The sequence below is a fragment of the Bradyrhizobium sp. Rc3b genome, from assembly GCF_900114915.1.
Classification (GTDB): Bacteria; Pseudomonadota; Alphaproteobacteria; order Rhizobiales; family Xanthobacteraceae; genus Bradyrhizobium.
This window is the reverse complement of sequence record NZ_FOUS01000017.1, coordinates 64368-88904: the sequence shown is the minus strand read 5'-3', so window position 1 is coordinate 88904 and position 24537 is coordinate 64368. Positions and strand designations below refer to the sequence as shown.

The 24537-nt window shown below is 64.4% G+C and carries 23 protein-coding genes; 16 read left to right on the top strand and 7 right to left on the bottom strand.

What is annotated here, in order from left to right; genetic code table 11:
- Positions 1-93: 93 nt before the first annotated feature.
- Both pcaH and pcaG read left to right on the top strand, forming a co-directional pair.
- Positions 94-882 (top strand): protocatechuate 3,4-dioxygenase subunit beta, encoded by a 789-nt coding sequence (gene pcaH / locus BM190_RS32420; RefSeq protein WP_018317034.1) that lies wholly within the window; start codon positions 94-96, stop codon positions 880-882.
- Positions 883-885: 3 nt separating this feature from the next.
- On the top strand, positions 886-1512 hold the full coding sequence (pcaG, locus tag BM190_RS32415; protein WP_092261686.1) for a protocatechuate 3,4-dioxygenase subunit alpha: 627 nt from the start codon (positions 886-888) through the stop codon (positions 1510-1512).
- Between the two features lie 24 nt (positions 1513-1536).
- On the opposite strand, the gene BM190_RS32410 is transcribed toward pcaG, so the two are convergent.
- Entirely contained in the window at positions 1537-2148 is a 612-nt protein-coding gene (locus BM190_RS32410) for a LabA-like NYN domain-containing protein (protein ID WP_018317036.1), read from the bottom strand.
- A gap of 355 nt (positions 2149-2503) precedes the next feature.
- Positions 2504-3409 (bottom strand): helix-turn-helix domain-containing protein, encoded by a 906-nt coding sequence (locus BM190_RS32405; RefSeq protein ID WP_092261685.1) that lies wholly within the window; start codon positions 3407-3409, stop codon positions 2504-2506.
- 50 nt (positions 3410-3459) lie between these two features.
- On the opposite strand from BM190_RS32405, the gene pobA reads away from it, so the two are divergent.
- Positions 3460-4632: a 4-hydroxybenzoate 3-monooxygenase gene (pobA, locus tag BM190_RS32400; RefSeq protein ID WP_018317038.1), complete on the top strand. Its 1173-nt coding sequence runs from the start codon at positions 3460-3462 to the stop codon at positions 4630-4632.
- Between the two features lie 25 nt (positions 4633-4657).
- Here pobA and BM190_RS32395 read toward each other — a convergent pair whose 3' ends face one another.
- From BM190_RS32395 to BM190_RS32385, 3 genes are all read right to left on the bottom strand, one after another.
- Positions 4658-6808, bottom strand: coding sequence for an adenylate/guanylate cyclase domain-containing protein (locus BM190_RS32395; RefSeq protein WP_092261684.1), 2151 nt, complete (start codon positions 6806-6808; stop codon positions 4658-4660).
- Between the two features lie 20 nt (positions 6809-6828).
- Positions 6829-7497, bottom strand: coding sequence for a hypothetical protein (locus BM190_RS32390; RefSeq protein WP_177237423.1), 669 nt, complete (start codon positions 7495-7497; stop codon positions 6829-6831).
- A 189-nt stretch (positions 7498-7686) separates the two neighbouring features.
- Positions 7687-8811 (bottom strand): HD domain-containing phosphohydrolase, encoded by a 1125-nt coding sequence (locus BM190_RS32385; RefSeq protein ID WP_092261682.1) that lies wholly within the window; start codon positions 8809-8811, stop codon positions 7687-7689.
- 271 nt (positions 8812-9082) lie between these two features.
- Between BM190_RS32385 and BM190_RS32380 the strand changes: the two genes are divergently transcribed.
- From BM190_RS32380 to BM190_RS32320, 13 genes are all read left to right on the top strand, one after another.
- Positions 9083-9406 carry an STAS domain-containing protein gene (locus BM190_RS32380; protein WP_018317042.1) on the top strand — a complete coding sequence of 108 codons (324 nt, stop codon included), beginning with the start codon at positions 9083-9085 and terminating at the stop codon, positions 9404-9406.
- Positions 9406-9771 carry a response regulator gene (locus BM190_RS32375; protein WP_018317043.1) on the top strand — a complete coding sequence of 122 codons (366 nt, stop codon included), beginning with the start codon at positions 9406-9408 and terminating at the stop codon, positions 9769-9771. The genes BM190_RS32380 and BM190_RS32375 overlap by 1 nt, the downstream gene beginning before the upstream one ends.
- Positions 9768-11843, top strand: a complete 2076-nt coding sequence (locus BM190_RS32370) for a chemotaxis protein CheA (RefSeq protein ID WP_092261681.1) — start codon at positions 9768-9770, stop codon at positions 11841-11843. The genes BM190_RS32375 and BM190_RS32370 overlap by 4 nt, the downstream gene beginning before the upstream one ends.
- Positions 11843-12304 carry a chemotaxis protein CheW gene (locus BM190_RS32365; protein WP_177237422.1) on the top strand — a complete coding sequence of 154 codons (462 nt, stop codon included), beginning with the start codon at positions 11843-11845 and terminating at the stop codon, positions 12302-12304. The genes BM190_RS32370 and BM190_RS32365 overlap by 1 nt, the downstream gene beginning before the upstream one ends.
- Positions 12305-12341: 37 nt before the next feature.
- On the top strand, positions 12342-14039 hold the full coding sequence (locus BM190_RS32360) for a methyl-accepting chemotaxis protein (protein WP_092261679.1): 1698 nt from the start codon (positions 12342-12344) through the stop codon (positions 14037-14039).
- Between the two features lie 62 nt (positions 14040-14101).
- On the top strand, positions 14102-14590 hold the full coding sequence (locus tag BM190_RS32355) for a chemotaxis protein CheW (protein WP_092261678.1): 489 nt from the start codon (positions 14102-14104) through the stop codon (positions 14588-14590).
- A 61-nt stretch (positions 14591-14651) separates the two neighbouring features.
- Positions 14652-16457: a methyl-accepting chemotaxis protein gene (locus BM190_RS32350; RefSeq protein WP_092261677.1), complete on the top strand. Its 1806-nt coding sequence runs from the start codon at positions 14652-14654 to the stop codon at positions 16455-16457.
- 136 nt (positions 16458-16593) lie between these two features.
- Complete coding sequence (locus tag BM190_RS32345; protein ID WP_092261676.1) at positions 16594-17448, top strand: CheR family methyltransferase; 855 nt, start codon at positions 16594-16596, stop codon at positions 17446-17448.
- 16 nt (positions 17449-17464) lie between these two features.
- Positions 17465-18556 (top strand): protein-glutamate methylesterase/protein-glutamine glutaminase, encoded by a 1092-nt coding sequence (locus tag BM190_RS32340; RefSeq protein ID WP_092261675.1) that lies wholly within the window; start codon positions 17465-17467, stop codon positions 18554-18556.
- Positions 18557-18561: 5 nt separating this feature from the next.
- Entirely contained in the window at positions 18562-20289 is a 1728-nt protein-coding gene (locus BM190_RS32335) for a chemotaxis protein (protein ID WP_092261752.1), read from the top strand.
- Between the two features lie 141 nt (positions 20290-20430).
- On the top strand, positions 20431-20880 hold the full coding sequence (locus tag BM190_RS32330; protein ID WP_092261674.1) for a hypothetical protein: 450 nt from the start codon (positions 20431-20433) through the stop codon (positions 20878-20880).
- Between the two features lie 109 nt (positions 20881-20989).
- Entirely contained in the window at positions 20990-21271 is a 282-nt protein-coding gene (locus tag BM190_RS32325) for a hypothetical protein (RefSeq protein WP_092261673.1), read from the top strand.
- Positions 21272-21423: 152 nt separating this feature from the next.
- A complete protein-coding gene (locus BM190_RS32320) occupies positions 21424-21870 on the top strand; it encodes a CHRD domain-containing protein (protein ID WP_092261672.1) in 447 nt (148 codons plus the stop codon).
- A gap of 45 nt (positions 21871-21915) precedes the next feature.
- On the opposite strand, the gene BM190_RS32315 is transcribed toward BM190_RS32320, so the two are convergent.
- Together BM190_RS32315 and BM190_RS32310 are read right to left on the bottom strand one after the other, a co-directional pair.
- A complete protein-coding gene (locus tag BM190_RS32315) occupies positions 21916-22281 on the bottom strand; it encodes a VanZ family protein (protein ID WP_018317055.1) in 366 nt (121 codons plus the stop codon).
- A 139-nt stretch (positions 22282-22420) separates the two neighbouring features.
- Positions 22421-24007, bottom strand: coding sequence for an EAL domain-containing protein (locus tag BM190_RS32310; protein ID WP_092261671.1), 1587 nt, complete (start codon positions 24005-24007; stop codon positions 22421-22423).
- Positions 24008-24537 lie beyond the last annotated feature (530 nt).

Sequence of the window (24537 nt, the reverse complement as noted above, 5' to 3'; positions counted from 1 at the left end):
ATTATAATCAATCTATTTATCTGAGGAATAGACCGGCTCATGATCTCCCGATAAGCCGCGCGTCCGGACCCGGGCGCCCCAGGGAGAGACACGATGAATGCCCAGGCGCCAGCCTTGCGGGATCCCCGCCTCAATCGCCCCGAGCCCCTGACGCCGCCGCTTGGTGATGGCGGCTTCTTCCAGCGCGATCGTTCGATCCATCCGCCCGCGCATGCGCCCGGTTACAAATCCTCGGTCCTTCGCTCGCCGCGGCAGTCGCTGCTGTCGCTGGAGGGCTCGGTCTCGGAGATCACGGGGCCGGTGTTCGGCCACAACGATCTCGGTCCGCTCGACAATGATCTGATCCGTAACTACGCCAAGGACGGCGATCCCGTCGGCGAGCGCATCATCGTCCACGGCCGCGTGCTGGACGAGACCGGCCGCGGCGTTCCGAACACCCTGGTCGAGTTCTGGCAGGCCAACGCCGGCGGCCGCTACCGGCACAAGAAGGACACCTATCTGGCGCCGGTCGACCCGAATTTCGGCGGCTGCGGGCGCGCGCTGACCGACGACACCGGTTACTATTATTTCCGCACCGTGAAGCCGGGGCCCTATCCCTGGCGCAACTACGTCAACAGCTGGCGTCCCGCCCACATCCATTTCTCGGTGTTCGGTTCGGGCTTTGCGCAGCGGCTGATCACGCAGATGTATTTCGAGGGCGATCCGCTGATCCCGGTCTGTCCGATCCTGACGACGATTCCGGACCAGGATGCGCTCGACCGCCTCGTGGCGCCGCTCGACCTCAACGCCTCGGCGCCGTTCGACTCGCTGGCCTACCGCTTCGACATCGTCCTGCGCGGCCAGCGCTCCACCTATTTTGAAAACCGCACCGCGGGGAACTGAGCCATGCCGCAGCCGCTCAACTATCTCAAGGAAACCGCCTCGCAGACGGCCGGGCCCTACGTCCATATCGGCTTGATCCCGGCGATGGCCGGCTTCGACATCTTCGAGAAGAACTTCTCGAATGTCCTGACAACGCCGAATACAGAGGGCGAGCGCATCACGCTGGAAGGCAAGGTGCTCGACGGCACCGGTACGCCGCTGCGCGACGTGCTGCTGGAGATCTGGCAGGCCAATGCGAGCGGCCGCTACAACCATCCGGCCGATCGGTCGGCCGGCGCGCTGGAGCAGGAGTTTCGCGGCTGGGGCCGCGCCGGCTCGGACTTCGAGAGCGGCCTCGTGACCTTCGAGACCATCAAGCCGGGCGCAATCGTCGACAAGGCGGGCCGGACATGCGCGCCGCACATCAATGTCTGGATCGTCGCGCGCGGCATCAACATCGGCCTCAACACGCGGCTCTATTTCTCGGACGAAGAGACCGCCAACGCCGCCGACCCCGTGCTCAACCTGATCGAACAGCCGTCCCGGCGCTCGACGCTGGTCGCCAAGCGCAGCGAGCGCGGCGGCAAGGTCGTGTATTCCTTCACGATCCATCTGCAGGGGCCGGAGGAGACGGTGTTCTTCGATGTGTGAGGATCTGGCCGCCGTCCGGCAGGATCACTCCACCGGATCGCCGCGATTGATCGCTCCGCGGGCGAGGAATTGCGGCGACTGACGCATTTCGCGCGATCCCGGCCGGTCGACCGGATCGCGCCCCACTTTTTGTCTCAGTTCTGCCAGGTCAATGAATACATCGGCCTGCCGGCGCAGGTCGTCGGCGACCATGGGTGGCTGAGTGGAGAGTGTGGAGACGACCGTCACGCGGACGCCGCGGCGTTGCAGGGCTTCCACCAGCGAACGAAAATCCCCGTCGCCCGAGAACAGCACGATCTGATCGACGTGCTTGGCGAGCTCCATCGCACTTACGGCGAGATCGACATCCATGCTGCCCTTCACCTTGCGGCGGCCCGTGGTGGCGTCGACGAACTCCTTGGTGAGCTTGGTGACGACGGTGTATCCGTTATAGTCGAGCCAATCGATCAACGGGCGGATCGACGAATATTCCTGATTCTCGATGAGGGTCGTGTAGTAGAAGGCCCGCAACAGCACACCCCGGCTTTGGAATTCGCCGAGCAGACGCCTGTAATCGATGTCGAAGCCGAGCGCCTTGGAGGTGGCATGGAGATTGGAGCCATCGATAAAGAGTGCGATCTTCTCAATCGAAGACATTGTGCTCAAATCTCCAGTCCACACGAAAGCTGGCCGATCAGCTGTCGGGGTACGGTATGTCGGCCGGAAAATACTGAAGGCGCCGATGGCTTGCTGAAAAAGCGGCGCAGACGACCGGACAGGGGTGGCCGTCTTGCGCCAAGGTAAGGGAGGTTCCATGCCACCAGCGCCAGGGCGCCGAATGCAGCCACGCTAAGGCGCGAGCAGGCCCTGCTCAATTGTACTGAGGTAAGGGGCTTCTATGCAAAGGATAGGACCCGATATACGAAGGTAAGTGGCTGCACCGGCAGCAAAGGCGGCCATTGCGGCAATGTCGCCTTCATCCATGGGCGCGCTCGGTCTTTCGTCCGACGTGTCAACCTTCATCGCCATGCAGCTGCGCGCGGAAGGCGCGCGGCGACACTCCCGTGGCTGCGGCATAGACCCGGCTGAAATAGGCGGGATCCTCGAAGCCGAGCGTGTAGGCAATCGTCGAGATCGGCAAATTGGTGTAGACGAGGTTGCGCCGCGCCTCGCGGATCAGCCGGTTGAGGATGAGGTGCGAGGCGGTATCACCGGTTGCCGCCCGTGTGATCCGGTTGAGATGTGTCGGCGTCACCGCCAGCGCCTCGGCATAGTCCGCGACGCTCCAGCGTTCCAGGTGATGCTGCTCCAGCAGCGCCTCGAAACGGCGGAACAGGCTGGATTCGACCGTGCCGTTGCCGCCGCTCTCGCTGGTCAGCGCGCGGGCCACCAGCCCGATCATGGCCGACGACAACGCCCGCAGCACATGTGCGCGGCCGAAATCGCGCGCGGCGTGTTCGGCGAAGATCTGCTTCATGGTGGTGCGGATCTGCGGCGTTCCGCGCACCACGGCTGAGCGGGCCAGTGCACCGCGCAGACCCTCGGCGGCAAGCAGCGCCTCGTCCAGAATTTCCGCGGCGATGGTCAGCACCCAACCTTGCGTATCCGGCACGAAGCGGAAGCCGTGGACGTGACCGACAGGCACGTTGACGATCTGCATCGGCTTCAGCTGCACCACGCGCCCGTCGAGCGTCGCCTCGCCGCCGCCGCGCTCGATCAGCAGCACCTGGTGCAGCCGGGCATGACGGTGCACGGCGAGGGTCCAGTCGTGCAGCACCGAGCGGGACGCAATGGTCTCGCAATGCACGACGTCGGGCAGATCGCCGGACTCGCCGAACAAATTGTAGACCCGGATCGTCGGGGCAGGGAGCGCGCTTCTCATGTTCGAATAGTACAAGACAATGGCGAAACCCTCCATCGGTCTGCGCCGCCAAATCTGCAAAAAAGTGCCGACGGGAGGACGCGAAAATGAAGGTTCAGGTCTGTATCATCGGCGGCGGGCCGTCCGGGCTGTTGTTATCCCAGCTGCTGCACCTCAAGGGCATCGACGCGGTCGTGCTCGAGAAATACAGCCGCGACCATGTGCTCGCCCGCATCCGCGCCGGCGTGCTCGAACATGGCTTCGCCGAGCTGATGCGCGAGGCGCAGTGCGGCGAGCGGATGGACCGCGAAGGCGAGATCCACACCGGTTTCGAGATCGCCCATGACGGCGTGCTGTCCAAGATCGATCTGCACAAGCATTCCGGCGGCAGTTCGGTGCTGGTCTACGGCCAGACCGAGCTGACGCGCGATCTCTATGAGGCGCGGGACCGCCTCGGCGGCAAGGTCGTGCACAATGCGCAGGACGTGACGCCGCATGATCTGACATCGGACCGCCCCTACGTGACCTATCGATCGAACGGCGAGACCGTCCGCGTCGATTGCGACTACATCGTCGGCGCAGACGGTTTCCACGGCGTCAGCCGCAAGTCGATCCCGAAGGATGTGCTGCGCGAATATGAGAAGGTCTATCCGTTCGGCTGGCTCGGGGTGCTGTCGCGCACCAAGCCGGTGTCGCCCGAGCTGATCTATGTGAAGCACGAGCGCGGCTTTGCGCTCTGTTCGCTCCGCTCGCAGGTGCTGAGCCGCTACTACGTCCAGGTGCCGCTGACCGATAAGGTCGAGGATTGGAGCGACGATGCGTTCTGGGCCGAGCTGAAGCGCCGCTTGCCGGAGGAGGTCGCCGGCAAGCTGATCACGGGGCCGTCGATCGAGAAGAGCATCGCGCCGCTGCGCAGCTTCGTCGCCGAGCCGATGAGCTATGGCCGCCTGTTCCTCGCCGGCGATGCCGCTCACATCGTGCCGCCGACGGGCGCGCGCGGGCTGAACAGCGCGGCGTCCGACATCTACTATCTCTATCACGCCTTGCTCGCGCATTATCAGCGCGGCGATGATTCCGGGCTTGCCGGCTATTCCGCCAAGGCGCTCGCGCGGATCTGGAAGGCGCAGCGCTTCTCCTGGTGGATGACGATGCTCTTGCACCGCTTCCCCGACCGGCTCGAATACGAGGACCGGCTTCAGCAGACGGAATTGGACTATCTGCTCTCGTCCGAGACGGCGCAGCGCCTGCTCGCGGAGAATTACGTGGGACTGCCGTTTTAGGCGCGGCGCGTCTGGGCTGACGTCGCTACTTCCCTTCCAGCGTATTGACCGGGGTCCAATCTGGCGGCGGTGGATTCGCGGTGAATGCCGTCGCGCGCTTCGCAAACAGCGCTGACGCCGGATCAGTCTCCGCCATCTGCCCGAAGGCATCAGCCGCCTTCGCAAAATCCCGCGCGCGCCAGCGCGCCAGTCCTTCAGCATAAGCTGCGGCGACCTTCGCCTGCTCGGCGCCTTCCGCGCCTTTCTCCGCCAGCGGCTCGAACACCCTGATGGCTTCGCCGCGCCCCAGCACCCTGATCGCATCCAGCTCGCGCCAGGCAAAGGCGTCGCCGCTCTGCGTCATGGTCGTCTCCGAGGCCATGATCGCGGTACCGTAATATTTGTTGGCGCCCTCGAGCCGCGAGGCGACGTTCACGGTGTCGCTCATCACGGTGTAGTTGAAGCGGCGGCGCGAGCCGATATTGCCGACCACGGCTTCGCCGCTGTTGAGCCCGATGCGATGCGACAGGCCGTGACCGGCGAAGACGGGATTGCCCGCATTGAGCTCCGCCAGCTTCTCATGGCACTTCAGCGCGGCGCGAACGGCGTTGGCGGCGTGTGCGGGATCGTCGGCCGGCGCGCCGAACATCGCGACGATGGAATCGCCGATATATTTGTCGACGTAACCGCCATGGCCTTCGATGATATCCGTCATGGCGGACAGATATTCGTTCATCAGCGTCACCAGTTCTCCCGGCGTCATGGTCTCGGCAATGGACGAGAAACCGCTGAGGTCGGAGAAGAACATGGTGACGTTGCGCATCTCGCCGCCGAGTGCCGGCATCTTGCCGGAGGTGACCATGGTCTCGATGACCTCGGGCGCGAGGTAGAAGGCAAAGCTCTTGCGCAGGAAGCGCTCGTCGCGATCGGCCAGCATGAATCGGTAGCCGATCATGATCGCGAGCGCAGCAAGGCTCGCGAGTGCCGGCTCCGTCAGCGGCAGCGCCAAGGCATGGACGAACGCGCTGACGGCTATGGCTGCATAAACGAGGGTGAGAGCGGACCACGTGAGCAGCGCGCCACTCGGTGCGAGCAGGCAGGCCGCGCAGGCGATGATCGCCGCGAACGCGATCGTGAGAATGGTCCGCATTGGGAAGCCGAGCTCGGTCACGGCATCGCGCTCGATCAGATTTCGGACCGCGGTGGCGTGCACGAACACACCGGCGACGTCGCTGCGAGACTTTTGCACAGTGCTTGCCGGCGCGGGCAGGGCACATCGTGCCGCCGGCGTGCCGTCATACCCGCCGGAGAGGCGCATCGAGGTGAGCTTGCGGTCCTCGAAATTCAGGACCGTACCGAGCAGCACGACCTTGCCGCCGAAAGCGCGGCGAAAAAAGTCGCGGTCACCCTTTTCGACGCAGGCGCGCAGATCGACGAAGGAGAAGGTCGGGATGTCGCGTCCCAGCCCTCGGAAGTTGAGCGTCATTGTATTCGGCACGGCACTTGGGATCGCATAGCCGGACAATTCGGTCGCGCCAGAGGGCGCAATCTCGGGCTTTGCGCCCGTCGCGCGCGCAGTGAGCTCGACCGCCATCGCGGGGACCGGCCGGCCCTCGATGGCAAAGCTCAGCGGCATCCGTCGGATGACGTCGTCGTGGTCGGTGTGGACATTGAGTGCCCGCACGGTGTTGCGCACGGCGACTTGCTGGGCGCGATAGGGCACTTCCGGATGGTCATTGCTCAGGATTTCGCCGAGCACCAATTTGCCGCTATCGGAGATTTGCCGGAGCGCGATCAAGTAATCCCGATCGAATCCCTTCATGCGGCCGCCAACGGCGGTGTCGCCAAAAGGAATCTCCGATTGCTCGATCGAGCTCGGAAAGATGACGTCGAAGCCGATCACCTTGGCGCCGCCCTCGGTGACGCTGCCGAGCACCCGGCCGATCTCGCGCGTCCAGGTCTGCGTCGGCGATCCCTTGAACGGTGGCGTGTCGTAGGTTTCGCTGTCGATCGCCACGACGACGACCGGCGATGTCGCGATGTCGCGGCTGTCGCCGAGAAGCCTCCCGCGCATCGCCGTGAGGATGTCGAGCGAAAGGCCTTGCAGGGTCTGAAGCGGCGGCGACGTGAAGATCGCGCCCGTCACGAGCGCAATCAGGGTCGCCGCAACGATGTCCCGTCCCCCGATCCGCCGCATCGCCCGGTCGCTAGGTCTGCTTATTCGAGCCGCAGCAGGCGGCCGATGATCGGGGTTGGCGAGGCGGTCGCGCTGGCATCGACCTGGAAGGTGTAACGCTTGGCCCCGAGGCTTGCGAGATAGCTGCCGCCCGGGGTCAGCGACTTCCCGGCCTTGGCAAAGTCGTAGAACTTGCCGCGGATCATGATGTCGTTCTTGAGCGGCACGCTGATCGTGGGTTCCTTGCCGTCGGTGCGCTCGATCACCAGCGTGCTGCCGCTCTTGGCCTGGATCAGGGGCGCGACGCCGTAAATCGTCGGCAGCTTGGACGGTGCGCTCTTGGCATCGGACCGCATGGTCCGGAACGTGGTCGCCGCACTCTGGTTCGCCTCGCGTTCGGAGAGCTGCGCCGCCTTGGTGTCACAGGGCACCTTGGCACGCTGCACGTCGCCGAGCTGCACGGTGCTCTGCTCGGCGCCGACCATCACGACGCCCTCGCTGATGGTCTCGCGCAGGCAGGATTTGAGATAGCTGAGCGTAATGCTGGCCTTGGGCCCGAGCTTGATGATCTTGCCCGCGGCGACATAGTCCATGAACTCGACGCCATCGACCTTGCCTTGCACATCCTCGACGATCGCGGCCGGCGTCTCTGCCAAGGCAGGGGCCGCAGTACAGAACGCGCCGACAACAGCGCCGATCAGGCTTCTCATGACTGTTCTCATTCAATTCGACCGATAATTTTTGCTAGGTCTCCGTCCCGGTGCGATTTTTAGCATCGGGGCGCCCAAGCAAGTGTGACCAGAATCACTCTTTGATTATTGGTGCACTCTAGCAGGAAGTGGTTCAAGCCGGCCATCGCCGACGAAGGAAGATGCCAAGCTGTTGGCCGGACGGCGAAATCAGCTGGCCGGGACAACCTCAGGCGAACGGCCCTCGGCCGGTGCCTCCATGGCCGGAGTGAGCGGAGCCTCGGCCTTGTGAAATGGCGTTGCCCGCTCACCGGCGGCGATCTCGACCACCTCGTCCCAGCGCGACAAGAAAGCCTCGACGCAGGCCGGATCGAACTGGCGGCCCTGGTTCTCGACCAAATAGCCGCGAGCCAGCTCGATCGGCATCGGCTCTTTATATGGTCGTCGCGTCGTCAGCGCGTCGAAGACGTCGGCGACCGCGACCACGCGCGCGGCGACCGGGATCTCGTCTGCCCTCAGACCGTTTGGATAGCCCGCACCGTCCCAGCGTTCGTGATGGCCTGCGGCAATTTGCGCACCGAGCTGGATCAGCTCGCAGCCGGAGTTCGCCAGGATCCGCTCGCCGATCGTTGCATGGGTGCGGATCACCGCCATCTCATCGTCGGTCAGCCTGCCGGGCTTGAGCAGAATGTTGTCGGGAATGGCGACCTTGCCGACGTCATGCAGGGGCGCGGCCAGATAAATGTCGCGACAAAGCCGGGCCGGCAGTCCGAGCTGCTCGGCGATGATGCGGCTGTACCGGGCAACCCGCAGCGTGTGCTCGCCGGTGTCGTTGTCACGGTATTCGACCGCGAGTGCGAGCCGCAGGATGATCTCCTCCTCGCGTTCGCCGAGCTTTTGCGTCGCGGCTGCGACTTCGCTGGCCAGATGCGCCGCACGGTCGTTGAGCTTGCGTACGGCTGCACCAAGCTGAATCAAATTCCGCAGGCGCACCGTCATCTCGACGCTTTGCGGCTGCTTGGGCAGGAAGTCGGTTGCACCGGCCTGCAGCGCTTCCATCTTGACGTCATCGGTCTGCCGCGACGTGATCATCGCGATCGGGATGTCGGCACAGCCGGGCAGGGCACGGAAGGTGCGGATGAAGCTGATGCCGTCCATGTGCGGCATCTCGTAGTCGACCAGCACGAGATCGAAGCCGCGTTCCCGCGCGCAAGTCAACGCTTCCACGGGATCGAGGAAGGTGGTGGCCTCGACCAAGCCTTCGGCCTCGATGTGACGTTTCAGGAAGTTGAGGACGGAACGGCTGTCGTCAACCAGAAGCGCTTGGGTCAGCATCGGCGGCCGGGGCTCTCTTCGCTGGCAAAGACACGAACCCAAGCCATAGCCCGAGCGAATTTAACGCGAAGCAAATGCGCCGTACGGGAGCACCCGCGCCGCGGATATGCGCGCCGCGCATGAAAGATTTCAGGAGGTTGTATACGTCTGCATGCAGTTGCGCGAATTCCGCGAGAATGTGACCCGTAGTTGTACGGATGCCCGCGTTAGGAGTTTGCTCACCGGATTCGCGTCAAACGAGTAGTGGAATTTTAGCAAAGGCGGGGCAGCGATGGCGCTCAATCCCACGGAGCCAAAGTGGTCGTTGCGGTTGCCCGCCGATTGCAGCATCGCGGCCATCCGCAATGTCTATGAGCTCATTCGCGAGGCGTTCGGCCGCCAGGAGCGGCTCGAGATCGACTGTTCGAGCGTCGACAAGGCCGACGTGACCTCGATCCAGCTTCTGCTGTCGACAGCCAAGACGGGCCAGGCTCAGGGCCGCCCGGTGGTGCTGACCTCATTCTCACAGTCTCTTCGCAACACCCTTCGCCGCGCCGGCTTCACCAGCGAGGCGATGATCGATCAGCATTTCCCGCAAAAGAAAGATGGCACCTAATGGCCACGATTCTGACCGTCGACGATTCCCCCAGCATCCGGCAAATGATCAAGGTGGTGCTCGAGCCGGCCGGTCACAGCGTGATCGAGGCCGGCGACGGTGCGCAAGGCCTCGCCAAGGCGCAGGCCGGCAAGCTCGATCTCGTGATCACCGACCTCAACATGCCCGTCATGAACGGGCTGGAGCTGATCCGGGCGCTGCGCAAGCTGCCGAGTGCGGTCGGCATGCCCATCGTGTTCCTGACGACCGAATCCAACGACACGGTGAAGCAGGAAGCCAAGAGCGCCGGCGCCACCGGCTGGATCACCAAACCGTTCAAGCCTGAGCAGTTGCTCGCCGTGGTCGGCAAGCTGGTGCGCGCATGAGCGCAATGGACCCGACCGAGGTCTTTCGTCAGGAAGCCAGCGAGCTCTTCGAAGTCCTTGAAGGGGCCTTGCTCGATCTCGGCCAGCGTCCCGATGACCGCGAACTGGTCGATTCCGCCTTCCGCGCCCTGCATACGATCAAGGGCTCGGGCGCCATGTTCGGCTTCGACAAGGTCGCCTCCTTCACCCACGAATTCGAGACCGCCTTCGACCGCGTCCGCAAGGGCGAGATCAAGCCGACCCAGGAGCTGATCTCGGTCGCGCTCGCGGCCAAGGACTACATCCGCGCGTTGATCGAAGATCCCCAGTCGACCGACGACATCATTGGCGAGGCCATTCTCGACGACCTCAAGCGCTTCGTCTCGGCCGACCAGCCTGTTGCAGCGGTGATGGAGATTGCCGAAGCGCCGCCGCTGGCTCCCGCCGTGACCAAGCAGGCCGGCTGGCACCTTTATCTGGAATTCGAAACCCATATCCTGCGCAACGGCTCGAACCCGCTCGACCTGCTGGAAGACCTCTGCAAGCTCGGCCCCTGCTTCGTCGTGCCCGTTACCGACGGCGTCCCGTTCCTCGACGAGATGGAGCCGGAAGACTGCTATCTGAAGTGGGACGTCAAGCTGCACGCGGCCTGCGACAAGGATGCGATCGACGACGTCTTCATGTTCGTCCAGGACGAGATGAAGCTGACGCTGTCGCCTTTGGAGCATGTCGAAGCGCCTGCGCCGGCACCGCTGTTCCAGCTGCTCGACGAGGAGCTGGCCCCGGTGGCCGAAATGCCTGCGCCGCCGGTCGAGGCTGCTGCGGCGCCCGTCGCCGAGCAGGCGGTCGCAAAGACGGAACCGAAATCCGAATCAAAGCCTGAACCGAAGCTCGAGGCCAAGCGCGACGATCGCGGCATTGCCACCGTCCGCGTCCAGGCCGAGCGTCTCGACGAGCTGATGGACCGCGTTGGCGAGCTCGTCATCGCCCAGGCGCGGCTGACCCAGCTCGCCGCCTCCGGCTCCGATCTCTCGATCAAGATGATCGCCGAGGAGATCGAGCGCCTCGCCTCCTCCTTGCGCGATACCACGATGGGTGCGCGCATGGTGCCGATCGGATCGCTGTTCGGTCGCTTCCGCCGCCTCGTGCATGATCTGTCGCGGGATCTGTCCAAGCCCGTCGAATTCGTCACCTCGGGCGAAGATACCGAACTCGACAAGACAATGATCGAGTGCCTGGCAGATCCGCTGGTGCATCTGATCCGTAATGCCGTCGACCACGGCATCGAAGACACCGCCACGCGCGCTGCCAATGGCAAGACCGAGCAAGGCCGGATCGAGCTCGCCGCCGTCCATTCCGGTGCGCAGGTGCTCGTCACCGTGAAGGACAATGGCGGCGGCCTCAACACCGCGCGTATCCGTGCGAAAGCCGAAGAACAGGGGCTGATCGCGACTGGCGCCGTGCTCACCGATCACGAGGTCCATCAGTTCCTGTTCCATCCCGGCTTCTCGACCGCACAGACCATCTCGGCGCTATCAGGCCGCGGCGTCGGCATGGACGTGGTCAAGCGTACCATCGAGAACATGCGTGGCTCGATCGACCTGTCGACCCGGCCGGGCCAGGGCACCACGGTGACGCTGCGCCTGCCGCTGACGCTGGCAATCATCGAAGGTCTTCTGATCCGCGTCGGCGAAGGCCGCTACATCATTCCGCTGTCCGCGGTCGAAGAATGCATCGAGCTGACCGCCGAGGACGAGCGCTCGCGCGGTCGCAATTTCCTCAACGTGCGCGGCAATCTGGTGCCCTTCCTCCGGCTGCGCGAGATCATGACGGCATCGGGCACGCCCGACCGTCATCAGAAGACGATCATCATCTCGACCGGCGAGACTCACGTCGGTCTCGTCGCCGACCAGATCATCGGCAACCACCAGACCGTGATCAAGTCGCTCTCAAAGCTGCATTCGGATGTCACGATGTTCTCGGGCGCGACCATCCTGGGCGATGGCACGGCGGCATTGATCCTCGACGTCGCGCAGCTCGTCGCGTTGGCGCAGTCGAAGGTCGAGAAGCAGCATATCAGCGAGGCGGCGTGATGAACGATAGTTTGGCCGGCGAACGGCAGGCTGACGCGATGCAGGTCGTGATGATCGGCCTTGGCGAGGAGAAGTTCGCGCTCGACGCCGGCCTCGTGCGCGAGATCATCGATCCCGTCCCCGTCACCAAGGTGGCAGGCGCGCGCGCCTTCGTTCCCAGCGTGATCAACGTGCGCGGCAACGTCATTCCGCTCGCCGACCTGCGCATCCGCTTCGGCATGCCGCAGCTCGAGGATTCGGCCGATACGCGCATCGTGGTGATCGAGCTCGAGCTCGATGGCGAGCCGGTTCTGGTCGGCGTCACCGCCGACAAGGTCTACGAGGTCACGGAGATCTCCCAGACCGACGTGCAGCAGACGCCGCGCGTCGGCATGCACTGGAAGCCGGAGTTCATCCGCTTCATCGCGAAGTGGCGCGAAGAGTTCGTCATCGTTCCGAACATGGAACGCATTCTAAATTGAGATGAGGTCTCGGGCGAGACCGGGGTAGGGGCTGGAAATGAGATTTACCGTCAAGGCAAAGCTTGCCAGTGCGTTCGGCGTGATCATCGTCCTGTCCGGGATTGCGGGCGGCGTGGCTTACATGAAGCTCGGCGACATGATGGCGACCGCTGACAGCATGGTTCTGCGCGCAAACCGCATGGAAAAGGCGACGCAGATCGAAAAGGACATTTTGCTTCAGCTACGTGCCGAGAAGAACTCGGTGCTCGGTACGGAGGCTCAGGCCGAACAGTTTGCCGCCGATGCCGCCAGGCTTCGCGAGGAAGCGATGAAGACCAGGGATGAGGTCTACGCGCTGGCGAGCGAGAACGGCAGGAAGCTACTCGACAGCTTTGCAGCCACATACGCGAAGATGAATACCTACCAGGAAGAGACGATCCGGCTGGCGAAGACCGACAAGACGAAGGCCATGGAGCGCTCGATGGGTGACGGCCGCAAGGTCGTCGCAGACGCGATGGAATCCATGGGCGCCTATGTCGCCAATACGAAGAAGCAGATGGCCGAGCAGGCCGTCCAGTCCAGGGCAGAGGGGCACCAGGCCCAGTTCCTGCTGATGACGCTGATCGGCATCTCGCTGGCGGTTGCGATCGGGGCTGCGCTCTGGATTTCCATCTCGATTAGCCGCTCGCTCGGAAGAGCGGTTGGCCTTGCAGGTGCGGTCGCGGAGGGCGATCTCAGCCAGACCATTCCCTCCGCAAGCAACGACGAGATCGGAGATCTCATCAAGTCGCTGAATGCGATGGTCGAAAAGCTCCGGCAAATCGTTGCCGAGGCGATCACTGCGGCGCAGAACGTCTCCGCCGGAAGCCAGGAGCTATCCGCCAGCGCCGAGCAGCTCTCGCAAGGCGCGACCGAGCAGGCTTCGTCCGCCGAGGAAGCCTCCTCCTCGATGGAGGAGATGGCCTCGAACGTGAAACAGAATGCCGACAACGCCAACCAGACCGAGAAGATTGCGGGGCAGTCGGCCAAGGACGCTGAAGCCAGCGGTGTCGCCGTGGGCCGTGCCGTCGAGGCGATGCAGACCATCGCCGAGAAGATCACGATCGTGCAGGAGATCGCACGCCAGACCGACCTGCTCGCGCTCAACGCGGCCGTGGAAGCCGCTCGCGCAGGCGAGCACGGCAAGGGCTTTGCTGTGGTCGCCTCCGAAGTGCGCAAGCTTGCCGAGCGCAGCCAGGCCGCCGCGGCCGACATCGGGACGCTTTCCACGGAGAGCGTGAAGGTCGCCCAGGAGGCCGGCCAGATGCTGTCCAAGCTCGTGCCCGACATCAAGAAGACCGCCGAGCTGGTGCAGGAGATCACCGCGGCCTGCCGTGAGCAGGACGTCGGCTCGGCCCAGATCAACCAGGCGATCCAGCAGCTCGACAAGGTCGGCCAGCAGAACGCCAGCGCCTCCGAGCAGGTGTCGTCGACCTCGGAGGAGCTCGCCTCGCAAGCCGAGCAGCTGCAGTCCACTATCTCGTTCTTCCGGATCGAGCATGCCACGCGCAAGGAGAAGGCTGCGGCCGAGCCGATCGACCGCGCCGTCGGTCAGCTCCGGGCCAAGGCAGCGCACATGGCGGCCGCCGATCGCGGCATGAAGAAGCCGGTGCTTGTCCGCAAGCCGGCACGTGCGATGAAGGTCGCCGGTGGCGGTGGCTTCGCCTTCGACATGAATGACGGCGAAGACGATCGCGACGCCGAGTTCCAACGCTGATCAACCGGTCCGGCCTTGTGCCGGACCGTACCCATTTCCAACCGGGAATCCTGGACTGCATCATGGCCGCAACCTCGCAATATCTGACGCTCGGGCTCGCCGGCGAGACGTTCGGCATCAGCATCCGCAACGTCCGGGAAATTCTCGACATGCGGCCGATCTCGCGGCTTCCGCATGCGCCGAACTTTCTGCTCGGCATGATCGACGTGCGCGGCAGCGGCTGTCCGATCGTCGATCTCAGGAACAAGCTCGGCCTGCCCAGCGTGGCCGCCACCGAGGCGACCCGCATCATCATCCTCGATGTGCCGATGAAGGACCGTCTGGTCGGCGTCGGCTTCGTCGCCGACTGCGTGTTCGAGGTCACGGACATCGACGAGCAGGCAATCGAGCCCGTGCCAGAGGTCGGCGGGAAATGGCAATCGGACTATGCCGCCGGTATCGGCCGCAAGGGCGAGAAGTTCGTCGTGATCTTCGATCTCGCCAAGCTGATGGCCAATGACGAAGTTCCGGAAGGCCGCGACACGGCTACAGATGCGCCGCGCGCCGCCTGAGTTTGCAAGAGTGAAGCGTGGTCACGCGTAAGCACCCCAATTCGAACCAACGAGACTGAAAATGAGATTCACCGTCAAAGCCAAGCTCGCCAGCGCGTTTGGCGTCGTCATTCTTCTGTTCATGGTAGCAGGCGCCGTGAGCTACATGAAGTTGTCCGACATGGCCGCGACCGCAGATTCCATGGTGCTTCGCGCCAAGCGGATGGAGAAAGCAGCCGAGGTCGAAAAGATCATCTGGCAGCAGGTCAGGGCGGAAAAGAACGCAATTCTGGGAACGGCAAGCGAGGCCGAGGAATTCGCGGTGAACGCGGCCAAGCTCCGCGATGAGGCCATGAAGATCAGGGACGAGGTCTATGCGATGGCCAGCGAAGGCGGCAAGAAGCTGCTCGACAATTTCGCCAGCGCCTACGCTAGAATGAACGTCTTTCAGGAAGAGACGATCAGGCTGGCAAAGACCGATAAGACCAAGGCCACCGAGCGCTCGATGGGCGACGGGCGCAAGGTGGTTGCGGATGCGACGGAGGCGATGGGAGCCTATGTCGCCAATACGAAGAGGCAGATGGCCGAGCAGGCGGTGCAGTCCAACGAAGACAGCCGCCGTGCGCAGTTGGTTCTGATCGTCCTCGTCATCGTCTCGCTCATCGTTGCCGCGATTGGCGCAGTCTGGATCTCGATCAATATCAGCCGGTCCCTCGCCAAGGCGGTCGGGCTGGCGGATGCCGTCGCGATCGGTGATCTCAGCCACAAGATCGATGCTTCCAGCAACGACGAGATCGGCGATCTCGTGAAATCCCTGAACGCGATGACCGCCAATCTGAACGCCACCGCGGCCGTCGCCAACGAGATCGCGCAGGGCAACCTCACGATCGAAGCCAAGCCGCTGTCGGACAAGGACACGCTGGGCCTTGCGCTCGAGCGCATGGTGGAGAAGCTTCGCCAGATCGTGTCCGAAGCGCTGACGGCAGCGCAGAACGTCTCGGCCGGCAGCCAGGAGCTCTCCGCGAGCGCCGAGCAGCTGTCGCAGGGCGCGACCGAGCAGGCCTCGTCCGCCGAGGAAGCTTCCTCCTCGATGGAGGAGATGGCCTCCAACGTGAAGCAGAACGCCGATAACGCCAACCAGACTGAGAAGATCGCCGCGCAGTCGGCAAAGGACGCCGAAGCCAGCGGTGCCGCGGTCGGCCGCGCCGTCAACGCGATGCAGACCATCGCCGAGAAGATCACGATCGTGCAGGAGATCGCACGCCAGACCGATCTGCTCGCGCTCAACGCCGCGGTCGAGGCCGCGCGTGCCGGCGAGCACGGCAAGGGCTTTGCGGTGGTCGCCTCCGAAGTGCGCAAGCTCGCCGAGCGCAGCCAGGCTGCCGCGGCCGAGATCGGCACGCTCTCGGCCGACACCGTCAAGGTGGCACAGGAGGCCGGCGCGATGCTCTCCAAGCTTGTCCCTGACATCAAGAGGACTGCCGAGCTCGTCGAGGAGATCACCGCGGCCTGCCGCGAGCAGGACGTCGGCTCGGCCCAGATCAACCAGGCGATCCAGCAGCTCGACAAGGTCGGTCAGCAGAACGCCAGCGCGTCCGAGCAGGTGTCCTCGACCTCGGAGGAGCTCGCTTCGCAGGCCGAACAGCTTCAATCCACCATCGCCTATTTCCGCATCGAGCACGGCGCCAAGAGCCAGGCGCCGGCGCCGATCGACCGGGCGGTGAGCCAGTTGCGCGCCAAGGCGGTTATGATGGCGGCTGCCGAGCGTCCGGCGAAAAAGGTCGTGCAGGCCCGGCCGGCGCGCGCCGTGAAGGTTGCCGGTGGCGGCGGCTTTGCCTTCGACATGCATGACGGCGAGGATGATCGGGACGCCGATTTTCAGCGCTAGGATTTTTGCAGGCCGGTCTGCCCTGGGACGGTGGACCGGTCTTCTTTCATCGGTTGTTTAAACCCGTAGGATTCGAGATGGCCCGTACGGCCCGACATTCAGTGCAGGTGGCCGTCGCGGACCGGGGCCGGCGGTCATGATGCCCGCCGTACAGGATACGGCCGTGCATCTGTCGGACCGCCATTTCCGCACCATCGCCGAACTGATCGAGGGCCAGGTTGGCATCAAGCTGCCGCAGGGCAAGCGGCTGATGCTGGAGGGGCGGCTGCACAAGCGCGTGCGCGCGCTCAACTTCACCGGTCTCAACGAATATGTCGAGAACCTGTTCGAGGCCGGTCATTTCGATACCGAGCTCACCCATCTCATCGACGTGGTGACGACCAACAAGACCGACTTCTTCCGCGAGCCGCAGCACTTCACCTTCATGCGCGACGTCGCGATTCCCGGCCTGCTCAAGTCGCATGGACGCAAGAACGCGAACCTGAAGATCTGGAGCTCGGCGAGCTCAACCGGCATGGAGGCCTACACCACCGCGATGGTGCTGGACGACATGACGCGGAACGGCTCGCGCTTCCAGTACCGCATCCTCGGGACCGACATCTCGACCGCGGTGCTGCGCCTCGCCAAGACTGCGATCTACACGCGCGACGTGCTCGGCCCGGTGCCGGAGCAATTCGTGAAACGATATTTCTCGACGTCGCGGGACAAGTCGCGCGGTGAGGTGCGGGTCGTACCCGAGCTGCGGCGCGCGACACATTTCATGAGGATGAACCTCATGGACAAGTCCTATCCGGTCGATCGTGACGTCGACATCATCTTCTGCCGCAACGTCCTGATCTATTTCGAACGCGAGACCCAGCGCAAGGTGGTCGAGCAATTGTGCAGCCATTTGCGTCCGGGCGGCTATTTGCTGGTCGGACATTCGGAATCGATGATTCACAGTGCCGTGCCCGGGCTGAAGCAGGTTCAGCCAACCATTTTCCAGGTCTAGCCGGAGCGCAACCAAGATGCCGAGGGAGAAGGTTCGCGTGCTGATCGTGGACGATTCGGCGTCGGTGCGCCAAATCCTGCAGACGATCCTCAACGACGATCCCGATATCGAGGTGATGGCAACGGCCTGCGATCCGTTCGTGGCTGCGAAGCGTCTTCAGGACGAGATCCCCGATGTCATGATCCTCGACCTGGAAATGCCGCGGATGGATGGCATGACGTTTCTACGCAAGATCATGGCGCAACGCCCGATCCCGGTGATCATCTGCTCCTCGCTGACCGAAGAGGGCTCGAACGTGATGTTCGAGGCGTTCGAGGCGGGCGCGGTCGATATCGTGCCGAAACCGAAGATCGACACGCGCCTTGCGCTGCTCGAATGCTCGACGCGGCTGCGCGAGGCGGTGAAGTCGGCAGCGCGCGCGCGAGTGCGGCCGCGTGCGGAACGCCGGGCCATCGAGAAGAAGCTGACCGCCGACGCCATCATCCCGGCGCCGGTGCAGGGCAGGGTCCGGCCGACGACGGAGCGCATCGTCTGCATCGGTGCGTCGACCGGCGGGACCGAAGCGCTCAATGACGTCCTCGAGATGCTGCCGCCGCACTGTCCGCCGATCGTCATCGTCCAGCACATGCCGGCAGGCTTCACCGCGGCCTTTGCCAAGCGTCTCGACGGCGTCTGCCAGATCAGGGTCAAGGAGGCCGAGGACGGCGAGCCGGTGCTGCCGGGCTGCGCCTATATCGCGCCCGGCGCCCGCCACATGCTGCTCCAGCGCATCGGCCTGCGCTACCAGATCGCGATCAAGGACGGCCCGCCGGTGTCGCGGCATCGCCCCTCAGTCGACGTGTTGTTCCGCTCGGCGGCCCAGCATGCCGGCGCCAACGCGCTCGGCGTCATCATGACTGGCATGGGCGACGACGGCGCGCGCGGGATGCTGGAGATGCGCAAGCTCGGCGCCTCGACGCGGGCGCAGGACGAAGAGAGCTGCGTGGTGTTCGGCATGCCCAAGGAAGCCATCGCCCATGGCGGTGTCGAGAAGGTCGTTTCGCTGCATCACATCCCGCGCGAGATCATGCTCTGGTATCAGGCCGGGCACGCCGCGGTGGCGGGTTGATGGCCATGTCGCCCGTTCCGGCCAACACGCTCACCGAGGCAACCGCCGCGATCGAGGACGTCTCCTCGCGCATCGAGGACGTGTTCGCGCGCGTCGGTCACGAGCTCGGCCGCGGCCACCTCATCTTCAAGGAGCTGAACCAGGGTTTGGCGACGCTCTCGGGCGAGCTTTCCGGCGCCGAGATCGAGGGTGCAGCAACAGCGCTGCAGGAGATCGCCGCGCAGCTGAGCGAGCTGGCGCAGGCGCTGCCGGCGGAGAGCGCCCTGCTGGAGACAATCGGCAAGAGCACGGCGGAGGCGTCTTCGCTGCTCAAGCCGCTGTTCAAGCACATCCAGATGATCACCATCATCGCGCGCAGCGCGCGGATCGAGGCGGCCTCGCTCGACGGCGACCGCGAGGGCTTTCTCGCCTTCACCCAGGAAGCCTACGATCTCGGCAGGGCCGTGCAGCGCTCGATCGAAGGCTGCGCGCGCGACCAGCAGCGCCTGTCCGAGGCGGTTGCCACCGCCTCCGCCCGGCAGAAGGAATTCGAGAGCCGCTACCGGTCCCAGCTGATGTCGGAGAGCGCCGAGCTCGGCGCGGCCTATTCCGGCTTGCGCGACCAGCGCAGCAAGAGCAGCCATCTGGCCGACCGCGCCAGTGCCAGCACCAGGAAGATCGCCGAGGCGGTCGGCAGCGCGATCATCTCGCTGCAGGCGGGCGACAGCACGCGTCAGCGTCTCGAGCACGTGTCCCATGGCCTCGGCCTTGTGTCGGAATCAGCGCCGAGCCTCGTTCCTGAAACGGTGCCGAGCGATGACGGCGTGCGTGCGATTTGCCGGCTGCAGGCGGCCCAGCTCAGGGATGCCCAGCGCGAGTTCGGCGGCGACGTCGGCCAGATCGTCGGCGCGCTGACGGCCATCCTGCACGATGCGGGCAGCGTCGTCGGCCACGGCCGCACGCTGTTCGGCGGCGAGGAGGGCGGCTCGTCGTCGTTCCTGACGCGCATCAAGCAGACGCTGGCGCACGCATCGACCCTGATCGCTACCTGCGAGAGTGCCGGCCGCTCGGTCGACGAGGCGCTAGCGATCGTCGAGGACACGCTGACGAAATTTCGCCAGGCGATCGCCGGTCTTGCCGAAGCGACTGTCGACATCACGCTGATCGGAATGAATGCCGGCCTCAAGGCGAGCCATCTCGGCAGCCGCGGCAGCGCCTTCGTCGTCATCGCCAACGAGCTCAAGGCGACCGCCGACCAGGTCTCCGCGGGGGCGGGCCGCCTGAGGCCGGTGCTCGACGGGATCGAGCGCTCGGCCAATGAGCTGAAGGAGCTCCGCGTGCAGGGTGATCCCACCCAGCTTGCCAAGCTGGAGCCGCAAATCCTTCAGGCGCTGCGCGAGGTCGAGGCCGGCAATGAACGGCTCGGCAAGCTGATGAGCCGGCTCGTCGACGAAGGCGTGGAATTCGAGAGGCTGATGAATTCGGCCCAGGGCCTGATGACAAGGCTCGGCGAAAGCTCCGCAGCCTTGCCTGCGGTCGCCACGCGGCTCGAGACTGCGAGCGCAAGCGCGCAGCGGCTACAGCCGGAGCTGCAGGATCAGGCGATCCTCGACGATCTCTTCGCGCGCTACACGATGGAGCGCGAGCGGGACGTTCATCGGGAGTTCCTGCAAGCGCTGGGACTGGCATCGATCGCCACCATGCGCCGGGTCGAGGCGGTCGAGACTGCGGATGACGGCATAGAATTGTTTTGATTGCGTCGCCACGTGATGCGGCGGCAATTTGACGAGTCGGCTTTGCAGGGCGTTAACCGTCGCGGAATACTCGCCGCGTCGGTCATTGTCGCGCCCCAGAGTTGGTTGCAAATATCAGTGAATTTTACGGCGGACATTTCCATGATGCGAGACGGCAAATACGCGGCCTGGTTCAGGACGCCGCGCGGCCAGGGCACGGGTATCGTGCATCTGGCGGAGGGACGGATCTCCGGCAGCGACAGCTTCTTCACCTATGGCGGCTCCTATCAGTTCGATGACGATCAGCGCTTCACGGCCGTGCTGACCACGCGGCGCTATGCCGAGGGGCCGCCGACCGTGTTCGGTCTGGACGAGGTCGAGGTCAGCCTCGCCGGCGTGTGCAGCGGTGCGATGGCGACCTGCTCCGGAACGGCCAGGGAAGCGCCCGACGTGATGTTCGAGGTGACGCTGATCTACAGCCAGGAAGATGCGCCGGCTGTGGAGGCGCGAGGCGCCGTCGTGAAGCTCAATGACAAATTGCCCAAGGGCCTCGACAGCCGTTCGCGGCCGCGCCAATTTCCTGCGCCTTCCAGGCCGCCGCCCGCATCTTAGTCTTGCGTTGACGCTATCGCAGCGAAGCGGGCTGCGACCGCGCTGCGGCAACGATGCATTCAGGCGCAGAAAGTTAGGAATGAGGCGGCAATAAAGGACGGACGAGACCATGCCTCAGATCTGGATGGCATACGACGAATTGGCGACACTCAGCGGCTGTTCGCCGGCAGAAGCCAAAATGCGCGCCGTCCATCTGTCGCTCGACCGTCGCAAGAGCCGCGACGGCGCAACGCGCGTCAAGCTCGACCTGGCGCTGACGGCCAAGTTCTTCGCCTCAATCCGCGAAGCGGATTTCGATCTCGACGGCGCGATCGAGGCGCTGCAGAGCACGCACAGGCAGATGGCCGAACTCCTGGCCCCGACCGGGTTCCGCGAGCGCGGGGCAGCCTAGCTCGCTTGGCGTCAGGCCCCGCAGATCGTTCCACGTGCCACCGGTGGATCGCCGCCAGCTTTTCGCGAATCAGACATAGACTCGTCTCCGGAATTTCGAGCCGGGGCCGGGGTTTCAACCGCATCGGGCCGTAGAGCCTGTAGGAGAATGCCATGAGGAAAGCCAAGTATCGGGTCGGCGTGACGCTGTTGGGAACGGTGATGTTCGGTGGGCTGCTGATCGTCACAACCGCGCCGTCATGTGCGGAGGTCGTCAAGCTGCAGGCCGACCTCAAGGGCAGCAATGAAGTGCCTCCGAACGGCTCGTCCGGTTCAGGCAAGGCGGAGGCCGCGTTCGACACCCAGACCAAAGTCCTGACCTATACGATTACATTTGCCAATCTGACTGGTCCGGCGATGGGGGCCCATTTTCATGGCCCCAGTGATGCGGGCAAGAACGCCGGCATCGCTCTGCCCTTCAAGACGGTCCAGAGTCCTATCCAGGGCAGCGCCACGCTCACGGATGCCCAGGCGGCGGATCTATTGGCCGGCAAATGGTACGCGAACATCCATACGGCCGCGAACCCAGGCGGCGAATTGCGCGGGCAGATGATGAAGTAGGGGGATGTCGCGCTGGCGCTGAAGAATGTGTCAGCGCCGTGGGCTTCAGGCTGGCGGCCGAGGCAAGAAGGCCAGGATCGTCTGGGCGAGGATGACACCGACGGTGCCTCCTGCCGCCTTTTGCAGCACGTCCAGGAAACCCGGATCACGATCGGGGGTCAGCGTTTGCAGGACTTCCAGCCCCATCGCAACTGCGATGACGAGCGAGCAGGCCAAAGCGAGTCGGCCGGGCAACAGGAAAGCGAGCAGGAAGCCCAACAGGCCATAGGCGCTGAAGCGCTCGATGACGACGATCCAGTAAGCCTCGTGATGCCCCATCAGCGCCGGCCGCCCCGCCAGCCTTGCCAGGGTGGCATAGGCGATGAGGGCGAGGCAGATTCCCGCGGCTGCGATGAGGTGATTTCGACGCATGGCCTACCATAACCGCTCGAGGGCCATTCCGCTTCGAAAGACGAGAACATCGTTAAAGCGCCTCGTCGCTCTTCGGGCGGCGCGGGCTGCCTAAAACCTGGCCGCTATCGCCGGCCGGGAGGCGGTCCGGCGAAGATGGTCAGGCCACCAGGACGTCGCCGGCCGGCGCTGCGGATGCGGAGTGGCGGCGTGAATCGACGAGCTCGCTGAATTTCGCAAAGGGCAGCGGTGCGGCGACGAGATAGCCCTGCCCTTCCTCGACGCCGGAGGCGATCAGGGCGCGGCGCTGCTCCTCGGTCTCGATTCCTTCGGCGACGACCGTCATGCGGAAGTCCTTGGCGAGCGCGACCAACATCTCGACGATCGTCGTGGTCGATGCATCCACGGTGATGGTGTCGACGAAGAACTTGTCGATCTTGATCGTGTTGGCGCCAAGTCCCTTCAGTCGCGACAGACCGCTGTGACCCACGCCGACGTCGTCGATTGCGACGCGGAAGCCGTGGTCGCGTAACTCGGCCACGACGGTCGCGGCGTGCGCGAGATCGTCGAGCTCGTCGCGTTCGGTTACCTCGACCACGATCTGGCGTGCGGAGATTCTCGCTGCCAGGACCGTGCGACGCAGCGTCTCGACGAAGCCGGCACTCAGCAGGTGTTTGGGCACGACATTCACGGACATCTTGAAGGTCTTGTCCGCCTTCAGCACGCCCTGCAGGTCGGTGAGTGCCGATTTCAGGATCTGCCAGGTCATCACCTGGATGCGCCCGCTGGATTCGGCCAGCGGAATGAAGTTCATCGGCGGCACCACCGAGCCGTCCCGACGAACCCAGCGCGCCAGAATCTCGCAGCCGGTGATCTGGCCCGTCCTGAGCTCGAAGATGGGTTGGTAATATGGCTTGAATTCGCCGGCTGCGAGGCCGCGATCGAGATCGGCGACCGGCCCTTCCATCCGGCGGCTGCGTGCCAGCAGGATGCCGAACAGTGCACCAAGCCCAAGGGCGACTGCGAGCGCCGGCCAATACGCCTCGCTGTTCCAGCTCGAAAGCACGGCGTGCTCGAGCCGGATCGTGGCGTGAAGCGGGAAGCGCGTGGAATGCCTGTCGAAGCTGATCGGCCCTGGCAGGGGCCTGTCGGCATCGAGCCGGAAATCGCCGAGCTTCTCGCCATTGCTCAAGGCGAGGATCACCTCGCTGTGCGCGCGCAGCTCGGCGGGCATGAGATCGAACAGGCCGGCGTTGATGCCGACGATGGCGACCAGCGCGGAGCTGCGATTGACGTCCCTGAGCACGCCCAATGCGTCGCCGCCGAACTGCTCCACGCGGAACAGCGAGAGCCTCTTGTCGTGCGAGGGCAGCATGTCGCGCCGATCCGCCCATCCCTTGTCGAACTCGAGCGTCTCGGAATAGGCCGAGCAGATCACCGATCCGTCCGGGTTGACGAGACGGACGTCCTTGATCGCCGAGCGCTGGTAGACGTGGAGCCGGATGGCTTGCAGCGCCGCCGGTGCGCAGCTGGCAAGATCACGCTTGGCGAGTTCGTCGAGGCTGGCCGCGGCGAAATCGACCGCAAATTCGGAGCGGCGCAGAACGACCTCGGTCAGCTCGTTCAGTTGATGCGCCTGCTGGTGGCGAATGACGCCGTCTGCCGCAAAATGGCCCGCCAGCCCGAACGCCATCGTGCTCGCAACAACGAGCGCCGCAAACGAGAGGTTCGGCCGCTGTAATCTCATCCGGTCCAGGCGAAATTCAGGAGAGGCTTGGTGACTGATCTCGGAACTGATTTTGGGAATTGATTCTAGCCAGCGGGGGCTAAGATAGGGTTTAACGAGCGGACCGGTCCGGAAGGGCTACCCAGGGGTTGCCTGACTGATGGTCGTGCGGCCCGAGCATGGAAAGTTGAGCAGTATGATCAGGACGTTAAGCCTCCTCCTCCTGTCGTTCGTCGTCGGAAGCTCCGCGGCTTGGGCGCAGGGAACCAAAGACCAGCCATCGGGCACTCAGCCCACCTCCCGCAGCGGCACGGCCACGAATTCCGGTTCGGACAGCATGGGCGGAGCCTTCAAGGGGACGGGGACACCCAACTATGGAACGAGCCCTGGGATGGGGTCCCAGAAGAAGACGCGCAACTAGGTCAGGTCAGCTTGGTCGCGCTCATCGGGGGCGCGGGGAGACGGCCTCTGGATAAGCTCTGCCTGACCTGTCGGTGTGGGGCGCTGCGGGATCACGGGCGGCCCGCAGCCGAAGCACCACGAAGGCGATG

What these genes read in the sequence shown, in the direction of transcription:
- BM190_RS32375 (WP_018317043.1), top strand. Translation starts at nt 9,406, where the DNA reads ATGGCCACGATTCTGACCGTCGACGATTCCCCCAGCATCCGGCAAATG.
- BM190_RS32380 (WP_018317042.1), top strand. Translation starts at nt 9,083, where the DNA reads ATGGCGCTCAATCCCACGGAGCCAAAGTGGTCGTTGCGGTTGCCCGCC.
- BM190_RS32410 (WP_018317036.1), bottom strand. Translation starts at nt 2,148, where the DNA reads ATGTCTTCGATTGAGAAGATCGCACTCTTTATCGATGGCTCCAATCTC.
- BM190_RS32325 (WP_092261673.1), top strand. Translation starts at nt 20,990, where the DNA reads ATGCCTCAGATCTGGATGGCATACGACGAATTGGCGACACTCAGCGGC.
- BM190_RS32355 (WP_092261678.1), top strand. Translation starts at nt 14,102, where the DNA reads ATGGCCGCAACCTCGCAATATCTGACGCTCGGGCTCGCCGGCGAGACG.
- BM190_RS32390 (WP_177237423.1), bottom strand. Translation starts at nt 7,497, where the DNA reads ATGAGAAGCCTGATCGGCGCTGTTGTCGGCGCGTTCTGTACTGCGGCC.
- BM190_RS32395 (WP_092261684.1), bottom strand. Translation starts at nt 6,808, where the DNA reads ATGCGGCGGATCGGGGGACGGGACATCGTTGCGGCGACCCTGATTGCG.
- BM190_RS32315 (WP_018317055.1), bottom strand. Translation starts at nt 22,281, where the DNA reads ATGCGTCGAAATCACCTCATCGCAGCCGCGGGAATCTGCCTCGCCCTC.
- BM190_RS32310 (WP_092261671.1), bottom strand. Translation starts at nt 24,007, where the DNA reads ATGAGATTACAGCGGCCGAACCTCTCGTTTGCGGCGCTCGTTGTTGCG.
- BM190_RS32330 (WP_092261674.1), top strand. Translation starts at nt 20,431, where the DNA reads ATGATGCGAGACGGCAAATACGCGGCCTGGTTCAGGACGCCGCGCGGC.
- BM190_RS32365 (WP_177237422.1), top strand. Translation starts at nt 11,843, where the DNA reads ATGAACGATAGTTTGGCCGGCGAACGGCAGGCTGACGCGATGCAGGTC.
- BM190_RS32350 (WP_092261677.1), top strand. Translation starts at nt 14,652, where the DNA reads ATGAGATTCACCGTCAAAGCCAAGCTCGCCAGCGCGTTTGGCGTCGTC.
- pcaH (WP_018317034.1), top strand. Translation starts at nt 94, where the DNA reads ATGAATGCCCAGGCGCCAGCCTTGCGGGATCCCCGCCTCAATCGCCCC.
- BM190_RS32370 (WP_092261681.1), top strand. Translation starts at nt 9,768, where the DNA reads ATGAGCGCAATGGACCCGACCGAGGTCTTTCGTCAGGAAGCCAGCGAG.
- BM190_RS32340 (WP_092261675.1), top strand. Translation starts at nt 17,465, where the DNA reads ATGCCGAGGGAGAAGGTTCGCGTGCTGATCGTGGACGATTCGGCGTCG.
- BM190_RS32385 (WP_092261682.1), bottom strand. Translation starts at nt 8,811, where the DNA reads ATGCTGACCCAAGCGCTTCTGGTTGACGACAGCCGTTCCGTCCTCAAC.
- BM190_RS32345 (WP_092261676.1), top strand. Translation starts at nt 16,594, where the DNA reads ATGATGCCCGCCGTACAGGATACGGCCGTGCATCTGTCGGACCGCCAT.
- pcaG (WP_092261686.1), top strand. Translation starts at nt 886, where the DNA reads ATGCCGCAGCCGCTCAACTATCTCAAGGAAACCGCCTCGCAGACGGCC.
- BM190_RS32335 (WP_092261752.1), top strand. Translation starts at nt 18,562, where the DNA reads ATGTCGCCCGTTCCGGCCAACACGCTCACCGAGGCAACCGCCGCGATC.
- BM190_RS32320 (WP_092261672.1), top strand. Translation starts at nt 21,424, where the DNA reads ATGAGGAAAGCCAAGTATCGGGTCGGCGTGACGCTGTTGGGAACGGTG.
- pobA (WP_018317038.1), top strand. Translation starts at nt 3,460, where the DNA reads ATGAAGGTTCAGGTCTGTATCATCGGCGGCGGGCCGTCCGGGCTGTTG.
- BM190_RS32360 (WP_092261679.1), top strand. Translation starts at nt 12,342, where the DNA reads ATGAGATTTACCGTCAAGGCAAAGCTTGCCAGTGCGTTCGGCGTGATC.
- BM190_RS32405 (WP_092261685.1), bottom strand. Translation starts at nt 3,409, where the DNA reads ATGGAGGGTTTCGCCATTGTCTTGTACTATTCGAACATGAGAAGCGCG.